Consider the following 17,699-nt stretch of genomic DNA (forward strand, 5'->3'; position numbering starts at 1 on the left):
ATCGTGCGGGTCGGTCGACATGCGCGCAAAGTGCGCGCATGTCGGTTGCAAGACAGCCCGGCAGGCTTGCCGGGGAGCCCGGCGCTCGAGCCGGCCAGGCTTCGCCTCACAGGTCGATCAACTCGCCGGCGAAGGCGGCCCGCTCCTGGATGAAGAGGAAACGCGCCTCGGGCTTGTTGCCCATCAGCCGCTCGACCGTGTCCGAGGTCTCTTCCTTCGCCTCGTGGTCGACCATGACCTTGAGCAGGGAGCGCTTGCTCGGGTCCATCGTGGTCTCCTTGAGCTCGGCCGGCATCATCTCGCCCAGGCCCTTGAAGCGGCCGATCTCCGGCTTCTTACCCTTGAAGACAGTCTCGATCAACTCGTCCTTATGGGCCTCGTCCCGGGCATAGACGGACTTGGTGCCATGACGAAGCCGATAGAGCGGCGGCACGGACAGATAGAGATGGCCCTTCTCGATCAGGCGCGGCATCTGGCGCCAGAAGAACGTGACCAGCAGCGAGGCGATATGGGCGCCGTCGACGTCGGCGTCGGTCATCACGATGACCTTCTCGTAACGCAGGTCGTCTTCGCGGAACTGGCTGCCGATGCCGCAGCCCAGCGCCAGGATCAGGTCGGCGAGCTGCTGGTTGGCGTTGAGCTTCTCGCGCGTCGCATTGGCCACGTTGAGGATCTTGCCGCGCAGGGGCAGGATCGCCTGATTGGCGCGATTGCGCGCCTGCTTGGCCGAGCCGCCGGCGGAATCGCCCTCGACGATGAACAGCTCGGAGCCTGCCGCGCCGGCATTGCTGCAATCGGCGAGCTTGCCGGGCAATCTCAGCTTGCGTGTCGCGGTCTTGCGCGAGACCTCCTTCTCGAGGCGGCGGCGCTGGCGCTCCTCGGCCCGGTCGACCGACCAGTCGAGCAGCCTCAGCGCCTGTTGCGGCGAGGCGGCGAGCCAATGGTCGAAAGCATCGCGGATCGCGTTCTCGACGATGCGGGCCGCTTCAAGCGTCGCCAGCTTGTCCTTGGTCTGGCCCTGAAATTCCGGCTCGCGGATGAAGACCGAGAGCATGGCGGCGCAGGTCGCCATCACGTCGTCGGCGGTGACCTGTGCCATGCGCTTTGACTGGCCGATGCGTTCGGCATGGTCGCGCAGGCCGCGCAGCAGCGCGATGCGCAGGCCGGATTCATGCGTGCCGCCCTCCGGCGTCGGGATGGTGTTGCAGTAGGAAGAGGAGAAGCCGTCCTCACCGGTCGCGAGCCATGCCACCGCCCATTCGAGCGAGCCGTGGCCGCCTTCCTTGGTGATCTTGCCCGAGAAGATCGGCTCGGCGACGAGGTCCTTGCCCTCGATTTCGCGGGCGAGATAGTCGCGCAAGCCGCCTGGGAACTTGAACACCGCCTCGGCCGCGACATCGCCTTCCGGCTGCAAGCGCGACGGCGCGCAGCGCCAGCGGATCTCGACGCCGCCGAACAGATAGGCCTTGGAGCGGGCCATGCGGAACAGCCGCGCCGGGACGAAATGCGCGCCTTCGCCGAAGATCTGAGCGTCCGGATGGAAGCGAACGCGGGTGCCGCGGCGGTTCGGCGCCCGGCCGACGGTCTCCAGCGGCCCCAGCGGGATGCCGCGCGAGAAGCTCTGGCGATAGAGCATCTGGCCGCGCGCCACCTCCACCTCGACCAGATCGGAGAGCGCATTGACGACGGATACGCCGACGCCGTGGAGACCGCCCGAGGTCTCGTAGACCTTGGAGTCGAACTTTCCGCCGGCGTGCAGGATCGTCATGATGACTTCGAGCGCCGACTTGTCCGGAAATTTCGGATGCGGGTCGATCGGCATGCCGCGGCCATTGTCGGTGACCGCGAGCGAGCCGTCGGCGAAGAGCTCGACATCGATGAAGCTGGCATGGCCGGCGACCGCCTCGTCCATGGCATTGTCGATCACCTCGGCGAAGAGGTGATGCAGCGCCCGCTCATCGGTGCCGCCGATATACATGCCCGGCCGGCGCCGCACCGGCTCCAGACCCTCGAGCACCTCGATCGCGGACGCGTCGTAGCCGGCCTCGGAGGGCGTGCCGCTGCGCGGGGGCGGAGCAGGGCGCGCGGCCGGCTTCGGCGCAGGGGCGGGCGCACGCGATTCCTCGCGCATCTCCTTGCCGCCATCTTCGCCGAAGAGATCGTCCGTCATCGTCACCGCACTCGCTGATTCGCTCAGATCGCAGGATAGCGCATCGGCCTGCCCACCGCCTGCCGGAGCCCCTATAACCCGCCGCTCTCCCGCAATAAACCGATCGGATCGCCGCCGAAAGTCAGGATCAGCGAGACCGTCGCCGAACCGTCATTCAAGGATGACACGGTCGGCCATGGAACCTTGGCCGGCACTTGTCGGTTCAGCAGCCATTAAGGGCCCCGGCTTCATCATCATGATGCAAATCGGGACTGGCTCCGACAGCACATTCGGCTAAGCTGGCCAGAGGGGGGAAGGTCTCGTGGCGTCGCGTTCCGCTGTACCCAAGATCCGTATTGCCGGTCTCGAGCGGGCCGCGCGTTTTGCCGGCGAGGCCTTCGCTTACGAGGAACTCTCCAGCGTAGAGACGCGGCACGATGCCGAGAGCGCGCAGCTGCGACGGCTCTGGTGGGGCGCCGCCATCGTCGCGCTGATCGGTCTGGCGATCGTCGCGCTGCGCTGAGCGTATTTCAGGCAGGCACCTTCAAGCCGTCATAGAAGCTGATATGGGCGAGGGCGGCCTCACTCCATAACTTGGCGAGATCGACGCCGATCGCCTCCGCCTTGCGGACCTGGGCGGCGAGGATCGCCTCGGCGAAGCGCTCGGGCGTGGCGTCTGTCGGGCAGAGCACCGTCGCCGGATTGTCGATCTTCGCCTTCAGCGCGGGCGCAAGCGCGAACTCGTCCTGCCGCTCCGGTTCGGTCGAGACCAGCGGGATCGCGAGTTGGCTGACCGCCTGGAAGCTGCCGCGCCGCGTGCTGATCCCGTCGGTGAAAGGCAGCAGGAAGACATCGGCGGCCGAGAGCGTCGCCATCAGCTCGCTTTCGTCGTCGATCCGGCCGCGGAAATCGAGCCAGTCGGAGACGCCGAGCTCGCTCGCGAGCGCAAGGAAGGCTTCGCGATCTCCAGGTTTGTCCCAGAGGAAATCGCCGCAGATCAGCAGGCGCGCCTTGACGCCGCGCTGGTGCAGCGCCTGCGTCGTGCGCAGCAGGACATCGGGCCGCTTGCTGGCATAGAGCACGCCGAAATAGCCGATCACGACATCGGCTTCGCTTGCGCCGCTGCCGCGCAGTTTCACCCGTTCCGCCGCGACCCGCTCGGGATCGATCCGGGCCGGCATGATGTTGGGGCCGATCGGGATGACCGGCGCCGCCTGCTTCTTCGCCGCGCCGACCAATGGCGTCGTCAGGAAGCCCTCGCGCTGCTGCGGCGAGACGAGGACGAAGCCGTCGCAGGCGAGGATGTCCGGTACCATCGAGAGATAGCGCAGGCGATTGAGCGAGGCCCATTCGTGCAGGGTGATGGCGATGCGGCCCGTGCGGGTCATCAACCGCGCCGCCATCAGCGCCGAGCCCGGCACGACGCTGTTGCCCCAGCCCTCAATCGGCATCTGGAAATGCACGACACGGTCGCGGCGCAGTTCCTCGGCGATGGCGCCGATGAAGGCGGCCGGACGTCCCGGCTCGATCGTCCGGATCCCAACGAGGCCCGGGCGCAGCGCATTGACGGCGCCGGCGAGCCGATAGGCGTAGTCCATCACCGCGCAGGTGACGGGCTTGGCCGAGCCGAAGATGACGACGGAGGGGGCGGGGGCAGCGGGCATCGGCGGCAATCTACAGCATGGGCGGGTGGCCCACCTTCGCACCGCTTTGCTAAGCTTCGGTTGAGCGCCGCCCCCAGCACAAGGGATTGCGCGGCGCCGCCTGGATCAGGACACCGGCCTGAACCAGGTCCCGTTCGCGACCGCGGCGAGCATGATGCACCCGAAGCAGAGAAGAGCCGCCGCCAGCGCCGCAAAGAGCCCGGTGAGCCCTCCGCCGGACGCGAGTGCCAGCGAGCCGATCCCCAATGCGATGGTCATGCGGACACCGCCCGCGATCAACGGCCAACGCAACTGGCCGGCACCCTGCGAGGCGAAATAGAGCGACAGGCCGAGGCCGAAGAAACCATAGGCGGGCCCGACGATCCGCAGATAGAGGCTTCCGGTCGCGATCGCGGCAGGATCGGTCGTGAAAAGCCCGATCCAGGCCGCCGGCCATGCCGCGGCGGCCAGCCCGATCGCTTCCGTCAGCGCAAAGGCGATGGCTCCGCCCGTCAGTGCGATCCGCAGCGCGCGGTCCTGGCGGCCCGCGCCGATATTGGTGCCGACCAGCGCGACGAGCGGGGCGCCGAGCCCGAAGACGAGCGGGATCAGCAGGTATTCGAGCCGTGCGCCTGTCCCGAAACCGGCGACGGCGCCGACACCGGCCGCACCCGCGACCAGAGCTGTGGCGGTCGCGATCGTCAGATTGGTCATCAGCGACGTCACCGAGCCTACGGCGCCGACGCGCAGGATCGACCAGAACAACGGCCAGCGCAGCGGCACCCAGCGGAAATGCGCGAGGTTCCTGCCAGAGAGCACGTACCAGGCCAGTGCGGCCGCTCCGCCCGCATAGAACGGAACGAGCGCGGTGCCCGCTCCCGCGATGCCCAATGCGGGCACCGGCCCCCAGCCGAAGATCAGCAGTGGTGAAAGCGGGATCAGCAGGGCGACGCCGACGATGGTGACCAGCGCCGGGACAAGCATGTTCCCGGTACCGCGGATGACGCTCGCCAGGCCGTTCATCAGCCAGAGCAGCAGGTTTCCCGCGAAGACGACATCAGAATAGGCGAGGGCGGCATCAAGCTCGCCGGAGGTCGCGCCGAGTGCCCGATAGATCGGCCGCCCCCAGACCAGCATGACCGCCGAGAAGACCAGTCCGAGCAGCAGGTTGATCACGACAGCATGGAGCACGAGCGCGTCGGCTTCCTCGCGCTGGCCGGCGCCGAGGGCCCGGGCCACGGCCGAGGAGATGCCGCCTCCCATCGCGCCGGCGGAGATCATCTGCATCAGCATTGCCGCCGGGAAGACCAGAGCCATTCCCGCGAGCGCCTCGGTGCCGAGATGCGAGACCCACCATGTCTCGATCAGGCCCGTCGAGGCCTGGGCGAGCATGATCAGCATGTTGGGCCAAGCGAGACGCAGCAGTGTCGGGACGATCGGGTCGTTGAGCAAACGCAGCGTGCGCGCGCTGTGGATGGCGTTTCCGGGCGCCGCCTCGGTCGTGGTCACGAACGGCTCTCCGCCTCGTGCCGGACGCGCGCCGCTGCGATCAACGCCTGGCGCGCAAGACCGCGACTGCCCAGTGCCGGACCGGGCCTGATCTCGAAGATGGGGTCGGCGAGCGACTTGCCGCTGACGCTGTCGACGAGGATCGGCTCGGCGGCCAGGCCCGTCGTCCGATCGACGATGAGCATGCTTGGCCCCTCCGGCGCGAAATGCCGGTTCCCCCAGGCGAGCAGCGCCTGCACCACCTCGCGGAAGTCGCGGCCGCGTTCGGTCAGGACGTAATCGTACCGCCGCGGACGCTCGCTATAGGCGCGCTTTTCCATCAAGCCGCCGTCGACCAGTCCTGCCAGACGTCGCGCCAGCATGTTGGGCGCGATCCCCAAGCTGCGCTCGAACTCGTCGAAGCGGGTCAACCCTTGCAGGGCATCGCGCAGGATCAGGATGCTCCACCACTCGCCGACGCGGTCGAGGCCGCGGGCGATCGGGCAGGACATCGCGGCGAAGGGGGTCCGTTTCATGGGTCGTCTCGATTGACTTGCATTATGCAAGTTACAGATGCGACTTGCATGATGCAAGCTACCTTGAGCGGCGCCATGCGAAGAGCGCCGAACGCCCTGTTGGGAGGCCGGACGCTGGACATGAAAAAACCGGGGCGTTTCCGCCCCGGTTCGAAGGTGGACTGCGGATCGCCGCAGCCAGGAGGAAATCCTGTCCGGACCCGAAGCCCGGCCGGAAACCTGCTCAGTAGGAATAGTACATCGTGAACTCGACCGGGTGCGGCGTCATCTCGAAGCGCGCCACGTCCTGCATCTTGAGCTCGATATAGCTCTCGATGAAGTCGTCGGTGAAGACGCCGCCGGCCTTGAGGAAAGCGTTGTCCTTCTTGAGCGAATCCAGCGCCTCGCGCAGCGAGCCGCAGACGGTCGGGATCTTCTTCAGCTCGCGCGGCGGCAGGTCGTAGAGATCCTTGTCCATCGCAGGGCCGGGATCGATCTTGTTGAGGATGCCGTCGAGGCCGGCCATCGTCAGCGCGGCGAAGGCGAGATAGGGGTTCGCCATCGGATCGGGGAAGCGGACCTCGACGCGCTTGGCCTTCGGCGAGGTCGTCCACGGGATACGGCAGGAGGCCGAGCGGTTGCGCGCCGAATAGGCGAGCAGCACCGGCGCCTCATAGCCCGGGACCAGGCGCTTGTAGGAGTTGGTCGACGGGTTGGTGAAGGCGTTCAGCGCCTTGGCATGCTTGATGACGCCCCCGATGAACCACAGGCACTCCTGCGACAGGTCGGCGTACTTGTTGCCCGCGAAGAGCGGCTTGCCACCCTTCCAGATCGACAGGTGGACGTGCATGCCCGAGCCGTTGTCGCCATAGACCGGCTTGGGCATGAAGGTCGCGGTCTTGCCGTAGCTCTGGGCGACATTATGGATGGCGTACTTATAGACCTGCATCTGGTCCGCCATATGCGTCAGCGTGTCGAACTTCATGCCGAGTTCGTGCTGGGCCGAGGCGACCTCGTGGTGGTGCTTCTCGACCTTGACGCCCATCGCCGCCATGGCCGCGAGCATCTCGCCGCGCATGTCCTGCGCCGAATCCTGCGGCGGAACCGGGAAGTAGCCGCCCTTGATCGCGATGCGGTGGCCGAGATTGCCGCCTTCGTACTCGGTCTGGCCGTTGATCGGCAGCTCGACGCTGTCGAGCTTGAAGCCGGTGTTGTACGGGTCGGCCGAGAACTTGACGTCGTCGAAGACGAAGAATTCGGCTTCGGGGCCGACATAGACGGTATCGCCGATGCCGGTCGACTTGAGGTACGCCTCGGCCTTCTTGGCCATGCCGCGCGGGTCGCGGCTGTAGGGTTCGCCGGTGGCCGGCTCGAGCACGTCGCAGTTGATGACCATGGTCGAGGCCGAGAAGAACGGGTCGATGCAGGCCGTCGTCGGGTCGGGCATCAGCAGCATGTCGGACTCGTTGATCGCCTTCCAGCCGGCGATCGAGGAGCCGTCGAACATCGTGCCCTCGGCGAAAATCTCCTCGTCGATCATCGAGACGTCGAAGGTGACGTGCTGCCACTTGCCGCGCGGATCGGTGAAGCGGAAGTCGACGTATTTGACGTCATTGTCCTTGATCGCCTTCAGGACCTCTTTGGCGTTCTTCATCTCACGACTTCCTTTGTCGACTGCTAGGGTCTCACGACAGACGCTGCCCGCGGGGCTCCGCCGGCGCACGCATTCCTTCGGGGATGGGACAAATCCTCAGATCGCGTCCGCGCCGGACTCGCCGGTGCGGATGCGGATCGCCCCCTCCACGCTCGATACAAAAATCTTGCCATCGCCGATGCGGCCGGTCTGGGCCGCCTTCTTGATCGCCTCGATCGCCCGCTCGACCATGTCGTCGGCCAGCACGATCTCGATCTTCACCTTCGGCAGGAAGTCGACCACATATTCGGCGCCGCGATAGAGCTCAGTATGACCCTTCTGGCGGCCGAAACCCTTCGCCTCGAGCACCGTGATGCCCTGGAGGCCGACCTCCTGCAGCGCCTCCTTCACCTCGTCGAGCTTGAAGGGCTTGATGATCGCTTCGATCTTCTTCATGCGCCGACCGACCTCCTTGGCGTGACCTTCGGCCACTGTACGCAGCCTTTTTCCGTTCTGACCATGGCGGCCGGTCCGGATCAACCTCGGCGCGTCCAGCAAACTCCGCCTCCGCTGCTCATAGCATCGGCGCAGTCTGGCCGCCATGACGCCCCCCAGGGCAAACCGCCTGTTGAAGAGGCGAAAAACCGTCTAAAAAATATGCAGATGCTTATCTTGAGTGCAAACAAGGAAATTGCCTGCATCCTTGCCTCGGCGCCTGTGCCGGCAGACAATCCTCGGATGACGATGGCTGCCGATCTCTCGCCCCTCGCGTTGCTCAGCGTCGCCGAGATGGCGGCGGCGGACGCGGCGACGATTGCGACCGGTACGCGGGGCGTCGTCCTGATGGAAAGGGCGGGCAAGGCTGTCGCCGACGCGGTGACGCGGCGCATCCGCCCCGGTCAGAGCGTCCTCGTGCTGTGTGGCCCTGGCAACAATGGCGGCGATGGTTTCGTCGCGGCCCGGCTGCTGGCCGAGCGCGGCTGCCGGGTCACGCTGGCGCTCGCCGCCGACCCCACCGCCTTGACAGGCGATGCGGCGCTGGCGGCGCAGGGCTGGACAGGCCCTGTCGCGGCGGTCGATGGAATCGATCCGGCCCGGCATGACCTCGTGATCGACGCCCTGTTCGGCGCCGGGCTCAGCCGTGCGATCTCCGGCGAGCTCGCGGCGCTTGTCGAGCAGGTCAACGCCGCAGGCAAACCCGTCGTTTGCGTCGACGTGCCGAGCGGTGTCGACGGCGATACCGGGCTCGCGGACGGCCCCGTCATCCGCGCTGCCGAGACCGTGACCTTTTTCCGGCTGAAACCCGGCCATCTGCTCCAACCGGGTCGATCGCTCTGCGGTGTCGTCACCCTGGCCGATATCGGCATGCGACCCGAAACCATCTTCACGCCGGGCAGGATCACGCCATCGACCTTCCGCAATGCGCCAGGCCTCTGGCGCACGCGATGGCCGGACCATGACCCCGGCGTCCACAAATATGCCCGCGGTGCTGTTGCAGTCGCTGCGGGCGGATTGTCCGGTGTCGGGGCGCCGCGGCTTGGTGCTCGTGCGGCGCTGCGCGTCGGCGCAGGGCTCGCGACGATCATCTGCCGGCCGGAGGCGCTGGCGGCGCATGCCGCGCGCGGCCCCGATGCCTTGATGCAACGCGCGGCGGCCGACTCCGCAGCCTTCGAGGCGATGCTATCAGGAGGCAAGGTCGACGCGCTGCTGATCGGGCCGGCTCTCGGCCTCGACGATGAAGCGCGATCCTGGGTGGCGGCAGCCTTGCGCGGCGGCCATCCCTGCGTCTTCGATGCCGATGCGCTGACTCACATCGGCGCGCAGCGGCCGGCCTTCCCCGATCTGCTGCAGCAGCGCCCAGGGCCGGCAGTGCTGACGCCGCATGAGGGCGAGTTCAAGCGCCTCGTCGCCGATGCCGCTGGCTTCGAGCCCGAACGCGGCAAGCTCGAGCGGGCGCGTCGCGCTGCCGGGCTGATGGGAGCAGTCGTTGTCCTCAAGGGGCCGGATACGGTCATCGCCGCGCCCGATGGGCGCGCCGCGATCAACAACACCGGTTCTTCCGCCCTGGCGACCGCCGGCTCAGGTGACGTCCTCGGCGGAATCGTTGCCGGCCTGCTGGCGCAAAAGATGCCGGCGTTCGAGGCGGCCTGCGCCGCCGTATGGCTGCATGGGCGGGCTGGCGAGACGAGCGGCATGGGCTTGATCGCCGACGACCTGCCTGAGGCGCTCCCTGGCGTGCTGGCAGAGGTCGAGGACTGAAGTGCTCGGCAAACAAAAGGCCCGCCCCTTTCAGGGCGGGCCTCCAGTGAGCGTTGCCAGCGCGTGCTTAGCGAGCGGCGTAGGTCACGGCCGGAGCGGACGTCAGTTGCTCCTTGGTCATCGTGATCTTGCCGTGGTCGGGATACATCTCCGGGCCCTTTTTGGCTGCCGGCGGCGCGTTCATCGCCGTGCTGCCGCCAGTTCCGGTCCCGCCGGCCGGGGCGGGAGCCGGCGTAACCATTGGCTCCTCGCTCCACTGCACCTGCTCGAACGGGATGGCGACATCCTTGGTGCCGATGCCGAGGAAGCCGCCGACGCCGACCGTGACAAGCTCGATCTTGCCGGCCTTGTCGAACACGACCTCGGTGACGTCGCCGACCTTCTTGTTGTCGGGACCGTAGATGTCGACGCCCATCAGCTTCGACGCCCGCCATTTGCCCTGGCCGGCGAGGTTGTTCTCGGGAGCCTTTGCGGTTTCGGCCGCCGGCGCCGGAGTGGCCGGCGCGCTCGTCGCGGGCGCGGTCGGCTGCGGGCTCGGCGGCTGGTTCGAGGGCGCGCTGGTCTGCGCAACTGCAGCGGTGGCAAGCATGACGCCGCCGATAGCCGTCAATGCAACGTGACGCTTGTACATCGTATTTCCTCCTATCATGTCCGCATGTGCGGAATGATCGAACAACGCGGAAAAGCCGTTTTGGTTCGCGTATGGGGAGCATGCGCCTGTCGTTTGACGGAGGCGGAACCCCGCGACGCCTGTCGGCTTAGCGCTTCGGTAAGGCCTGTGCGCTTTGCTGACGGCCCGCCGCGTGGCTCGGAGCCTGACAGGATGCGCAGGAATTTCACGCTTTTGAGCCTCGCTGCCCTCGGTATGATCGCGACGACACTGCCCGCCGCGGCCTTCTGGGAGCGCTCGCAATGGCGCGTCTGCTCCGAGGGGACGACGGCAGCCGACTACCAGCGCTGGCGCTGTTGGGAGCTCGACGCCTATGGCGGAGCGATCGCGCCGTCGGGAGGCCAGTCCTTCGGTGGAAGGGCGCTGCGGCAACCGCGGGGGAAGCTGCCGGGCGGCATCGTCGAACGTCTGGGCTAAAGACGGCAGGGCCGGCGGCTTTGCCGATCCAAATAACGACGTCGGGCGCTTAACCTGGCCTCATGCCGGCGGCATGCTCCGGAGGATTCCACTGGGGACTCCACATCAAGCATCACCTGCACTGGCTTTCTGAAATGCTGGAGTAGGCCGCGTGAAGCAGCGGTTCAGTCGCGACCGATGCCGGGGAATCGCGCTTCCCGACCAGCAAAATGCTTTCCAAAACACAGATTGGGAAGCAATCTGGAAAACGCTACTTATAAAAAATCAAGCCAAACTATTGATTTTGTTGGTGAGCGGGGAGGGGATCGAACCCTCGACCACATGATTAAAAGTCACGTGCTCTACCACTGAGCTACCCGCCCTCACCGGCTCGCTTCCAGTTCGCTCGATCAGCGAAACGATCATGCAGCGCACCAATTCAGTCTGCTCCGGTGCGCTGACATAGGCAGGTGGCGCGCGCCGGTCAACATTGTTCCGGCGGACGCATCGTGGCAGAAGCCCTGCCGATGGCGAACGAGCGTGCAACCGGAGAAGCGTCGAGCGGCGCACCGCAAGACTGGCGCGGCTGGACAACGGCGTTCGCGCTTGCCGCCGCGACGCTGACGGCCTTCCTGCTCGGCTTCATCATCGTGCTCGATCCCTACGGTGCGCGCTTGCGGGCCGGCCAGCCCGCGCGGCCGCTGATGGATCTCAACCAGCGCTTCATGTACCCGCAGATCGTCAAGTCGGGAGCGTTCGATTCGGCCGTCCTCGGCACCTCGACGATGCGCCTGCTCGATCCACAGATTCTGTCGAAGGGATTGTCCGCCCGCTTCGCCAATCTCGGCATGAATGCCGCCACCCCCTGGGAGCAGAGCCAGATCGCCGGCCTGTTCGCGCGCAAGGTCATGGCTCCTAAGGTCGTGATCTGGGGTATCGACCAGACCTGGTGCGACGCCGATGCGACCGACGAGGCTCGCCGGTTGACGCCGCGGCCGTTCCCGCCCTGGCTCTATGACGACAGCGCTTGGTACAATTGGCCAAAGCAGCTCAATGTCACCACGCTCGAGATCGCGCTGCGCCTGGCTGCCTATCGGCTCGGCCTGCAGCCGGAGCGCCTGCGCGGCGACGGCTACGAGGTCTTCACGCCGCCCGAAGAGACGTACGATCTCGCTCGCGCGCGCTCCCATCTCTATCGCAGCCACGGCGGCAGAGCGCCTGATCTGGCGCCCCAGGCGCCTGGCGCCGCGGTGTCGGCCGCCGAACGCGCGAGCTGGCGCTTCCCGGCGCTTGCCTGGCTGGAGCAGGGCCTCGCCGCGTTTCCGGCGGCGACGCGGCGTCTGATCGTGCTGCCCCCGGTCCATGCCGGCGCGATGCCGCGCGAAGGCAGCCCGGCCTGGCAGCGCTTTGCTGCCTGCAAGGCGCAGATCGCGGCGATCGCGTCACGTCAAAAGGCCGTGGTCGCCGACTACACCCATCCGTCAGCGTTGACCCGCGAGGATGCCAACTACTGGGATCCGCTGCACTATCGGTTGCCGATCGCGCGCCGGCTCGAAGCCGATCTGATCACGCTGGGACAGGGGCAGCGAGCGCCGGACGACCCGGCCTTGATCGTGATCGGCGCTCCTCGTTAACGGCGCATCAACCAAGCGACTCTACCGTGGCGGCATGGTCATCCGCCGCGGTCTCCGCTCCGTTCTCGTCACGCTCGCGCTCTATCTCGTGTCGAGCGCCGTGGTCGGCTATTTCCTGTTCCACGCGCAGCACGGAGCGCGCGGGCTCGAGACGTCGGCCGGCCTGCGCGAGAAGCTCGGCGAGATGGAAGCGGAACTCGCTAGCCTGAACGGCGAACGGCAGGACTGGGAGAAGCGCCTGGGACTGATGCGCGACGAGGCCATCGATCGCGACCTGCTCGAGGAGAGGGCGCGTGCCGTGCTCGGGCGCATCCACCGCAACGACGTCGTCGTCATGGGGCGTTGACGCCTCCGCAGCGTCCTTGAGGCGAGGCCAGCGAACCGACGTTCCAGCCTGGAAAACAGCTCTACCGATCGGTTGCGAGGCACACGCCGAAAGCGGCGCCGAGCCAGCTTTCCCAGCGTCAATGGTCGCAAAAAGATCGATTAACCGATAATCGGTTAAATAACATTATCATAGAAATAGCAGATACTTAGCTTATGTTGCAGTGCGAGATGCCCGTCTCGCCAAGGTGTAGGGCTTACTCTACAACCAAAACAGTAGAGCTCGGGAGGACCGTTCATGGCCATTGCCGCACGGAAGACGAAAGCAGGGGCGCCTGCGAAGGCAGCCGCAAAGGCGCCAGCGAAGAGCGCTTCGAAAGGTGCGGCCAAGACGCTTTCGAACGTCCCGACCTTCAACAAGGACGAAGACCTCCACGCCTATCGCGAGATGCTGCTGATCCGCCGCTTCGAAGAGAAGGCGGGCCAGATGTACGGCATGGGCCTGATCGGCGGCTTCTGCCATCTCTATATCGGCCAGGAAGCGGTGGTCATCGGCATGCAGATGGCGTCGAAGGAGGGCGACCAGGTCATCACCGGCTATCGCGACCACGGCCACATGCTGGCTTGCGGTATGGAATCGCGTGGCGTGATGGCCGAGCTCACCGGCCGGCGAGGCGGCTATTCGCACGGCAAGGGCGGCTCGATGCACATGTTCAGCCGCGAGAAGAATTTCTACGGCGGCCACGGCATCGTCGGCGCCCAGGTTTCGCTCGGCGCCGGCCTCGGCTTCGCCAATTGGTACCGCCAGGACGGGCGCGTATCGATGGCCTATTTCGGCGACGGCGCCGCCAATCAGGGCCAGGTCTATGAGAGCTTCAACATGGCCGAGCTCTGGAAGCTGCCGGTCGTGTTCGTGATCGAGAACAACCGCTATGCCATGGGCACCTCGGTCAACCGTGCCTCGGCCCAGACCGACTTCTCCAAGCGCGGCGTCTCCTTCGGCATCCCGGGCGAGCAGGTCGACGGCATGGACGTCCGGGCCGTGCGCGAGGCGGCGAGCCGCGCCATCGAGCATGCCCGCTCCGGCAAGGGCCCCTACATCCTGGAAATGCAGACCTACCGCTATCGCGGCCACTCCATGTCCGATCCGGCGAAGTACCGCTCGAAGGACGAGGTCCAGCGCATGCGCGAGGAGCACGACCCGATCGAGCAGGTCCGCGCCCGCCTGACCCGCGAGCATAAGGTCGGCGAGGACGAGCTCAAGGCGATCGACGCCAAGGTCCGCGAGATCGTCAACGACGCGGCGGAGTTCGCGACGCATGACCCGGAGCCGGACGTCTCCGAGCTCTACACCGATATCCTGCTGGAGCCGGCGCAGGCCTGAAGGCCGCGCTCGATCCTCCCCGCCCTTTCAGCCCTCGCGGCCATCCCAGAAATCCGGGTGCGTAAATGCCGATCGACATTCTGATGCCCGCCCTGTCGCCGACCATGGAACAGGGCAAGCTCGCCAAGTGGCTGAAAGCCGAAGGCGACAAGATCAAGGCCGGTGACATCATCGCCGAGATCGAGACCGACAAGGCGACCATGGAGGTCGAGGCGGTCGACGAGGGCGTGCTCGCCAAGATCCTGATCGCCGACGGCACCGAGAACGTCGCGGTCAACACGCTGATCGGCCTGATCGCCGCCGACGGCGAGGACGTATCCGCCGCGGCCAGCGGCTCCGCCAAGGCGGCTCCCGCGCCGCAGGCCGCGGAGAAGCCGGCGGAGCCCGAAAAGGCCGCCGAGGCGCCCACCAGCCCGGCTCCTGCCGCAGCGGCGAGCGTTCCGGCTCAGGCGAAATCCTATGACGCCTCCTCCGAGTTCCCGGCCGGCGCAGAGATCGTCTCGATGACGGTGCGCGAGGCGCTTCGCGACGCCATGGCCGAGGAGATGCGTCGTGATGCCGACGTCTTCGTCATGGGCGAGGAGGTCGCCGAGTATCAGGGCGCCTACAAGGTCACGCAGGGCCTGCTGCAGGAGTTCGGCGCCCGCCGCGTCATCGACACCCCGATCACCGAGCACGGCTTTGCCGGCATCGGCGTCGGCGCGGCGCTGACCGGCCTGAAGCCGATCGTCGAATTCATGACCTTCAATTTCGCCATGCAGGCGATCGACCACATCATCAACTCGGCGGCCAAGACGCTCTACATGTCCGGCGGCCAGATGGGCTGCCCGATCGTCTTCCGCGGCCCCAACGGCGCCGCCGCCCGCGTCGGCGCGCAGCACAGCCACGACTATGCCGCCTGGTACTCGAACGTGCCCGGCCTCAAGGTAGTGATGCCCTACAGCGCTTCCGATGCGAAGGGCCTGCTGAAGAGCGCAATCCGCGATCCCAACCCGATCATCTTCCTCGAGAACGAAATCCTCTACGGCCGCTCCTTCGACGTGCCCAAGGGCGACGATTTCACGATCCCGATCGGCAAGGCCAAGGTCGTGCGCCCGGGCAGCGACGTCACCATCGTCTCCTTCGGCATCGGCATGACCTATGCGCTCGGCGCGGCCGAGGCGCTGGCCAAGGACGGCATCGAGGCCGAGGTCATCGATCTCAGAACCATCCGCCCGATGGACATCGAGACCGTCATCGCGTCGGTGCAGAAGACCAATCGCTGCGTCGCGGTCGAGGAGGGCTTCCCGCAATCGGGCGTCACTGCCGAGATCGGCATGAAGATCATGGAGGCGGCCTTCGACTATCTCGATGCACCCGTCGCGCGCGTCACGGGCAAGGACGTGCCGATGCCCTACGCCGCCAATCTCGAGAAGCTGGCGCTGCCGAATATCGGCGAGGTCGTCGCGGCGGCCAAGGCCGTCTGCTATCGGGCCTGACCATGCAGGTGACGATCGGAGCCATGCTGGTTTCGGTCGGCCTCGCGGCGATCGGGGGGCTGGCGAGCTATGCCTATGTCCAGCCCCGCAAACGGCTGGCGCCGCGCCCGCTGACACCGAGGGACCTCGCTACGACGCGGCTCTATCTGCACCGTGTCGACATATTCGCCTTCGTGCTCGCCGCCGCCGGCGTGCTGACGCTGATTCCGGAAAGCGTCCAGGCTTTCGCGCCCGAACTTATGGCCGGCAAGACGCTGGCCGGCACGGCGCTGGAGCATCTCGACTATATCGCCTTCGTTCTTGTCTCCGTCAGTTTCGGCATGGGCGTCATCCGCCGCATGCTGTTCATCGCATTGGAAAAAGCGAGCCTCCAGCCATGCCCGTGAACATCCTGATGCCCGCGCTCTCTCCGACGATGGAGAAGGGCAATCTCGCCAAGTGGCTGAAGAAGGAAGGTGACGCCATCAAGTCCGGCGACATCATCGCCGAGATCGAGACCGACAAGGCGACCATGGAGGTCGAGGCGGTCGACGAGGGCGTCCTCGCCAAGATCGTGGTGCCCGAAGGCACGGCCGACGTCGCCGTCAACGAGGTGATCGGCGTGATCGCCGGCGAAGGCGAGGATGCCAAGAGCGTCTCGGCGCCCGCCAAGGCCGATGCTCCGAAAGCAGAAGCTCCCAAGCAGGAGCCGGCAAAGGCCGAGGCGGCTGCACCGAAAGCGGAAGCCAAGCACGAATCGACACCGCAGGTCACCGCGGAATCCGGCTTGAACACCGGTGGCAAATCGGTCTCGGGTGATCGGCCCTTCGCCTCGCCGCTGGCACGCCGCCTCGCCAAGGAGGCCGGCATCGACCTTGGCAAGGTCCAGGGCTCGGGTCCGCATGGCCGTATCGTCGAGAAGGACATCGAGGCCGCCAAGCAGGGCGGGGCGGCCAAGACCGCGCCGGCTGCTGCCCCGGCAGGCGCTCCTGCCGCGCCAAAGCCCGCCGCCGCGCCGCTCGCGACCGGCCCCTCGGACGAGCAGACCAAGAAGCTGTTCGCGCCGGGCTCCTATGAGGAGATCCCGCATGACGGCATGCGCAAGACGATCGCGCGCCGCCTGACCGAGGCCAAACAGACCATCCCGCATTTCTACGTCACGCTGGATTGCGAGCTCGACGCGCTGCTCAAGCTGCGGGCCGAGCTCAATGCCGCAGCGCCGGAGAAGGACGGCAAGCCGGCCTACAAGCTCTCGGTCAACGACATGGTGATCAAGGCGCTGGCGCTGGCGCTCAAGGCCGTGCCGGACGCCAACGTCTCCTGGACCGATGGTGCCATGCTCAAGCACAAGCATGCCGATGTCGGCGTCGCCGTCTCGATCCCGGGCGGGCTGATCACTCCGATCATCCGCGACGCCTGCCACAAGACGCTGAGCCAGATCTCCAACGAGATGAAGGACATGGCGGCACGGGCGAAAGCGCGCAAGCTGAAGCCCGAGGAGTATCAGGGCGGCACCACGGCGGTCTCGAACCTCGGCATGTTCGGCGTCAAGGACTTCGCCGCGGTGGTGAATCCGCCGCATGCGACGATCCTGGCAGTCGGCGCCGGCGAGCAGCGGGTCATTGTCAAGGGCGGCCAGCCGGCCGTCGCGACGGTGATGTCGGTGACGCTCTCGACCGACCACCGCGCCGTGGACGGCGCGCTCGGCGCCGAGCTGCTCCAGGCCTTCAAAGGCTATATCGAGAAGCCGATGGCGATGCTGGTGTGAGCCGAGTGAACGCGGCCGGCAAGAAAAGGCATGGATTGTCGGCGCTGCTGTTCCTGATCGCGGCGGTTGCCGTCTGGGTGGCGGCGGAGGCGGTCGTGTTGGGCGGGGGGCCCGGTATTGCCTGGGCCTTTGTCCTCGGGGGCAAGCTAGGTTTAGGATTCGTTGTGTGGCTGGCAGTTTCGGATTCGTTCTCTAGAAGCTGGGGTGTTCCCGAGATCGCGCCGGTGATTTACTTCGTCATGGCGGCCTGCGCGTATGCGTTGCTGTGGTGGCTGAGAGTAAGCCTTCGCGACAGCGTGCCTTATGTCCTAGTCGGCCTGATGTATCTTGGTCGTAACGTCGCTAAAGCGGTCACATAAGGGCGGCACGTCATGCGTGG

17 protein-coding genes and 1 tRNA gene are annotated in these 17,699 nt (G+C 66.5%); 10 read left to right on the forward strand and 8 right to left on the reverse strand.

The features are described from left to right. Positions 1-106: 106 nt before the first annotated feature. Entirely contained in the window at positions 107-2,170 is a 2,064-nt protein-coding gene (gene parE / locus CXY91_RS08205; protein WP_100960270.1) for a DNA topoisomerase IV subunit B, read from the reverse strand. 301 nt (positions 2,171-2,471) lie between these two features. Between parE and CXY91_RS08210 the strand changes: the two genes are divergently transcribed. Then, entirely contained in the window at positions 2,472-2,672 is a 201-nt protein-coding gene (locus tag CXY91_RS08210) for a hypothetical protein (protein WP_091829211.1), read from the forward strand. 7 nt (positions 2,673-2,679) lie between these two features. Here CXY91_RS08210 and CXY91_RS08215 read toward each other — a convergent pair whose 3' ends face one another. From CXY91_RS08215 to CXY91_RS08235, 5 genes are all read right to left on the reverse strand, one after another. Beyond that, positions 2,680-3,813: a glycosyltransferase gene (locus CXY91_RS08215; RefSeq protein WP_100960272.1), complete on the reverse strand. Its 1,134-nt coding sequence runs from the start codon at positions 3,811-3,813 to the stop codon at positions 2,680-2,682. 105 nt (positions 3,814-3,918) lie between these two features. Next, positions 3,919-5,301 (reverse strand): MATE family efflux transporter, encoded by a 1,383-nt coding sequence (locus CXY91_RS08220; protein WP_248307399.1) that lies wholly within the window; start codon positions 5,299-5,301, stop codon positions 3,919-3,921. After that, positions 5,298-5,816, reverse strand: a complete 519-nt coding sequence (locus tag CXY91_RS08225; protein ID WP_100960274.1) for a winged helix-turn-helix transcriptional regulator — start codon at positions 5,814-5,816, stop codon at positions 5,298-5,300. Before CXY91_RS08225 ends, CXY91_RS08220 begins: the two co-directional genes overlap by 4 nt. Before the next feature lie 223 nt (positions 5,817-6,039). Then, positions 6,040-7,449 carry a type I glutamate--ammonia ligase gene (gene glnA / locus CXY91_RS08230; protein ID WP_091829205.1) on the reverse strand — a complete coding sequence of 470 codons (1,410 nt, stop codon included), beginning with the start codon at positions 7,447-7,449 and terminating at the stop codon, positions 6,040-6,042. Between the two features lie 96 nt (positions 7,450-7,545). Next, on the reverse strand, positions 7,546-7,884 hold the full coding sequence (locus CXY91_RS08235; RefSeq protein WP_057192756.1) for a P-II family nitrogen regulator: 339 nt from the start codon (positions 7,882-7,884) through the stop codon (positions 7,546-7,548). 288 nt (positions 7,885-8,172) lie between these two features. On the opposite strand from CXY91_RS08235, the gene CXY91_RS08240 reads away from it, so the two are divergent. After that, positions 8,173-9,687 carry an NAD(P)H-hydrate dehydratase gene (locus CXY91_RS08240; RefSeq protein ID WP_100960832.1) on the forward strand — a complete coding sequence of 505 codons (1,515 nt, stop codon included), beginning with the start codon at positions 8,173-8,175 and terminating at the stop codon, positions 9,685-9,687. Positions 9,688-9,754: 67 nt separating this feature from the next. Here the strand turns inward: CXY91_RS08240 and CXY91_RS08245 are convergent, their stop codons facing one another. Further along, entirely contained in the window at positions 9,755-10,318 is a 564-nt protein-coding gene (locus CXY91_RS08245) for a PRC-barrel domain-containing protein (RefSeq protein ID WP_100960276.1), read from the reverse strand. A 192-nt stretch (positions 10,319-10,510) separates the two neighbouring features. Here CXY91_RS08245 and CXY91_RS08250 point away from each other — a divergent pair, with 192 nt between their 5' ends. Further along, positions 10,511-10,774, forward strand: coding sequence for a hypothetical protein (locus tag CXY91_RS08250; protein ID WP_100960278.1), 264 nt, complete (start codon positions 10,511-10,513; stop codon positions 10,772-10,774). A 287-nt stretch (positions 10,775-11,061) separates the two neighbouring features. Here the strand turns inward: CXY91_RS08250 and CXY91_RS08255 are convergent. Beyond that, positions 11,062-11,136 (reverse strand) — tRNA-Lys (locus CXY91_RS08255). Positions 11,137-11,262: 126 nt separating this feature from the next. Here CXY91_RS08255 and CXY91_RS08260 point away from each other — a divergent pair. From CXY91_RS08260 to CXY91_RS08290, 7 genes are all read left to right on the forward strand, one after another. Further along, positions 11,263-12,387 (forward strand): hypothetical protein, encoded by a 1,125-nt coding sequence (locus tag CXY91_RS08260; RefSeq protein ID WP_158673316.1) that lies wholly within the window; start codon positions 11,263-11,265, stop codon positions 12,385-12,387. 34 nt (positions 12,388-12,421) lie between these two features. After that, positions 12,422-12,733, forward strand: coding sequence for an FtsB family cell division protein (locus tag CXY91_RS08265; RefSeq protein ID WP_091829078.1), 312 nt, complete (start codon positions 12,422-12,424; stop codon positions 12,731-12,733). A 276-nt stretch (positions 12,734-13,009) separates the two neighbouring features. Next, positions 13,010-14,095: a pyruvate dehydrogenase (acetyl-transferring) E1 component subunit alpha gene (gene pdhA / locus CXY91_RS08270; protein ID WP_100960281.1), complete on the forward strand. Its 1,086-nt coding sequence runs from the start codon at positions 13,010-13,012 to the stop codon at positions 14,093-14,095. Positions 14,096-14,160: 65 nt separating this feature from the next. Then, entirely contained in the window at positions 14,161-15,573 is a 1,413-nt protein-coding gene (locus CXY91_RS08275; protein ID WP_100960283.1) for a pyruvate dehydrogenase complex E1 component subunit beta, read from the forward strand. A gap of 2 nt (positions 15,574-15,575) precedes the next feature. Then, positions 15,576-15,959 (forward strand): hypothetical protein, encoded by a 384-nt coding sequence (locus CXY91_RS08280; RefSeq protein WP_091829071.1) that lies wholly within the window; start codon positions 15,576-15,578, stop codon positions 15,957-15,959. Further along, positions 15,950-17,320 (forward strand): pyruvate dehydrogenase complex dihydrolipoamide acetyltransferase, encoded by a 1,371-nt coding sequence (locus tag CXY91_RS08285; RefSeq protein WP_100960285.1) that lies wholly within the window; start codon positions 15,950-15,952, stop codon positions 17,318-17,320. Before CXY91_RS08280 ends, CXY91_RS08285 begins: the two co-directional genes overlap by 10 nt. A 5-nt stretch (positions 17,321-17,325) precedes the next feature. Continuing rightward, the gene (locus CXY91_RS08290; RefSeq protein ID WP_100960287.1) at positions 17,326-17,679 is read left to right on the forward strand and encodes a hypothetical protein; all 354 of its coding nucleotides are present in this window, start codon (positions 17,326-17,328) and stop codon (positions 17,677-17,679) included. The last annotated feature ends 20 nt before the right edge of the window (positions 17,680-17,699 follow it).

The sequence above is a fragment of the Allobosea sp. FBZP-16 genome, from assembly GCF_002831785.1.
Classification (GTDB): Bacteria; Pseudomonadota; Alphaproteobacteria; order Rhizobiales; family Beijerinckiaceae; genus Allobosea; species Allobosea lupini.

Coding starts and splice junctions, on each gene's coding strand:
- parE (WP_100960270.1), bottom strand. CDS start 2,170: ATGACGGACGATCTCTTCGGCGAAGATGGCGGCAAGGAGATGCGCGAG.
- CXY91_RS08215 (WP_100960272.1), bottom strand. CDS start 3,813: ATGCCCGCTGCCCCCGCCCCCTCCGTCGTCATCTTCGGCTCGGCCAAG.
- CXY91_RS08225 (WP_100960274.1), bottom strand. CDS start 5,816: ATGAAACGGACCCCCTTCGCCGCGATGTCCTGCCCGATCGCCCGCGGC.
- glnA (WP_091829205.1), bottom strand. CDS start 7,449: ATGAAGAACGCCAAAGAGGTCCTGAAGGCGATCAAGGACAATGACGTC.
- CXY91_RS08235 (WP_057192756.1), bottom strand. CDS start 7,884: ATGAAGAAGATCGAAGCGATCATCAAGCCCTTCAAGCTCGACGAGGTG.
- CXY91_RS08240 (WP_100960832.1), top strand. CDS start 8,173: ATGGCTGCCGATCTCTCGCCCCTCGCGTTGCTCAGCGTCGCCGAGATG.
- CXY91_RS08245 (WP_100960276.1), bottom strand. CDS start 10,318: ATGTACAAGCGTCACGTTGCATTGACGGCTATCGGCGGCGTCATGCTT.
- CXY91_RS08250 (WP_100960278.1), top strand. CDS start 10,511: ATGCGCAGGAATTTCACGCTTTTGAGCCTCGCTGCCCTCGGTATGATC.
- CXY91_RS08265 (WP_091829078.1), top strand. CDS start 12,422: ATGGTCATCCGCCGCGGTCTCCGCTCCGTTCTCGTCACGCTCGCGCTC.
- pdhA (WP_100960281.1), top strand. CDS start 13,010: ATGGCCATTGCCGCACGGAAGACGAAAGCAGGGGCGCCTGCGAAGGCA.
- CXY91_RS08275 (WP_100960283.1), top strand. CDS start 14,161: ATGCCGATCGACATTCTGATGCCCGCCCTGTCGCCGACCATGGAACAG.
- CXY91_RS08280 (WP_091829071.1), top strand. CDS start 15,576: ATGCAGGTGACGATCGGAGCCATGCTGGTTTCGGTCGGCCTCGCGGCG.
- CXY91_RS08285 (WP_100960285.1), top strand. CDS start 15,950: ATGCCCGTGAACATCCTGATGCCCGCGCTCTCTCCGACGATGGAGAAG.